We start from the raw sequence: 2,520 nt of genomic DNA on the forward strand, positions 1-2,520 counted from the left end.
AAATCGGCTCAAACATGAAGAAATGAAATGACTGAGTCAGCCGAGAAGAATTTCCCCGCTTATTCGCACCTTCCCTACATACAACAAATCATTGATTAACCGTGGTTCACTCACCTTCTGGGTTGATGCCGAGGCCATGAACAACTGGTTTCACCACGGCCATCATGGGCGGCGGGGCCGCAGCCAACTATACACTGACCAGACCATCTGCACCTTCCTGATGCTCAAGGGGATTTTCAACCTCACTCTGCGGGCCACCCAGGGACTACTCGACTCCCTGTTCGAGTTGATGAACGTACCGCTTTGTGCCCCCGATTACAGCTGTGTCAGCAAGCGAGCACGCACGGTGGCGGTGGCTTATCGACAGCCCTCTAAGGGGCGCATCACTGACTTGGTTATCGATTCGACGGGCCTGAAGGTATTTGGTGAAGGCGAGTGGAAGGTCAGAAAACACGGCGCCGAGAAGCGGCGAGTGTGGCGCAAGTTGCATCTGGCGGTAGACCCGGTGACCCACGATATCGTGGCGGCGGAAGTCTCGCTGGAAAATGTCCATGATGCCGAGGTGTTGCCGACCTTGCTCAACCCACTGCGGCGCAAGCTGGGACGTGTTTATGCGGATGGCGCCTATGACAGCAAAGCCAGCCATCAGCTAATCTCGCGCAAAGGGGCGACAGCCTGTATCCCGCCTCGCAAGAACGCTGGGCTATGGGAAAAAGGACATCCAAGAAATGAGGCTGTGCTGGTGATGCGCAAGGAAGGGCTGGCGCACTGGAAGAAGATATCGGGGTATCACCGTCGCTCGCTGGCGGAAACGGCGATGTATCGGTTCAAGCAGTTGCTGGCGGGGAAAATCAGTCTGCGTAACTACAATGGCCAAGTGGGAGAAGTCATGGCGTATGTCAGTGCCATAAACAAACTGAATACCCTTGGTCTGCCTGTCAGAAAGCCCCGAGTGTAACGGTCACTTGGGGCTGGGGCAGTTGTGGCTTGATGGTTGATTTGGGAAACAGCGCCGTAATACGGCTATACTGTATATAAAAACAGTTACCAGTGAGCCACCATGTTCGCCATCCCACATCCAACCCCGGACGCTCTAGAGCTGCCGCTTTTTCTGTCCCCTGTGGTTTGCGGCTTTCCTAGCCCAGCACAGGACTATATTGAGCAAACCATAGATCTGAACCAGATCTGTATTGAGCATCCCGCTGCCACCTTCTATGTCAGGGCCAGTGGCCACAGCATGGTGGAAAAGGGCATCAATGACGGGGATCTTTTGATCGTAGATAGGGCGCTCAAGGCCCGCCACGGCGCTATCGTTCTAGCCTGCCTTGATGGAGAATTCACTGTCAAACAGCTGCAAGAACGCCCGTTCCCTGCCCTGCTACCCGCCAATCCGGATTTCCAGCCCATCCATCTATTGGACGGGCAAGAACTAGAGATTTTTGGCGTCGTAACCTATGTACTCCACAAGACCAAACTAGGCTAAACCATGCCCAACGCTATTGCCCTCGTCGATGTGAACAACTTCTATGCGTCCTGCGAGCGCCTGTTTAGGCCAGACCTAAAGGGGCGCCCGATCGTGGTGCTATCGAACAACGACGGCTGCGTTGTGGCTCGCTCAGCAGAAGCCAAGGCGCTTGGCATCAAGATGGGTGTTCCCTACTTCCAGATCCGTCAGTTCTTCGAGGCCGTAGGCGGTGTTTGGTTCTCGAGCAACTACGCCCTCTATGGTGATATGTCACAGCGCGTAATGACCACGCTGGAAGGCATGGTGCCAACTGTCGAGGTGTACAGTGTTGATGAGGCGTTTATTGAACTGAACGAATCATGGGCGGGAGACCTAACAGCATATGGTCGTCAGATCCGTGAACGAATACAGCAATGGACTGGACTCACAGTCGGCGTCGGGATCGGGCCAACCAAGACACTCGCCAAGCTGGCAAACTACGCCGCGAAGAAGTGGCCTGCGACTGGTGGAGTGGTTGATTTGCGTGATGAGGCACGCCGAGCGCGTTTGATGGCTATCACTCCGGTCGGGGAAATATGGGGAATAGGTAGAAAACTGACCACCAGGCTCGAAGCGCAAGGGATCAATAGTGTGGCGGACCTAGTCGCTGTCGATGGTAAAACCTACGGCATCGTTATGGGGTCGTTGTTGAGCGAACCGTGCTAGAGCTACGCGGCTACCCATGCGCCAGCCTGGAGCAGGACACACAAGCCAAACAGCAGATCATCTGCTCCCGATCATTCGGTGAACGGATCACACACATGAATTCCATGCATCAAGCACTCGCAGGATATATGGAACGTGCAGCTGAAAAACTCCGGGCAGAGGGAATGTGCTGTCGCCATGCCACTCTATTCATTCGCACCAGCCCCTTCAATGACAAAGAGCCCTACTACGGCAACCAGGTGAGCACCAAGTTGGCTGTACCTACTAACGATACTAAATAACTGATCCCAATAGTGCTACACCTTCGCTGTACCATAGCCATTCCCCGGGAAAGGAGACACGGTATCCAT

General features: G+C 54.4%; 2 protein-coding genes and 1 pseudogene. All 3 read left to right on the forward strand.

Translation table 11 applies throughout. The annotated features are described in order from the left end of the window. Positions 1-49: 49 nt before the first annotated feature. Complete coding sequence (locus OKC28_RS22815) at positions 50-958, forward strand: IS5-like element ISAs13 family transposase (protein WP_270691152.1); 909 nt, start codon at positions 50-52, stop codon at positions 956-958. Positions 959-1,060: 102 nt separating this feature from the next. Next, positions 1,061-1,483 carry a translesion error-prone DNA polymerase V autoproteolytic subunit gene (umuD, locus tag OKC28_RS22820; protein ID WP_010676201.1) on the forward strand — a complete coding sequence of 141 codons (423 nt, stop codon included), beginning with the start codon at positions 1,061-1,063 and terminating at the stop codon, positions 1,481-1,483. A gap of 3 nt (positions 1,484-1,486) precedes the next feature. Continuing rightward, positions 1,487-2,448 (forward strand): annotated as a pseudogene (locus OKC28_RS22825) (Y-family DNA polymerase); the annotation flags it as partial. Positions 2,449-2,520 lie beyond the last annotated feature (72 nt).

The sequence above is a fragment of the Aeromonas sp. D3 genome (assembly GCF_027705025.1).
GTDB lineage: Bacteria > Pseudomonadota > Gammaproteobacteria > Enterobacterales > Aeromonadaceae > Aeromonas > Aeromonas salmonicida.

Coding starts and splice junctions, on each gene's coding strand:
- umuD (WP_010676201.1), top strand. CDS start 1,061: ATGTTCGCCATCCCACATCCAACCCCGGACGCTCTAGAGCTGCCGCTT.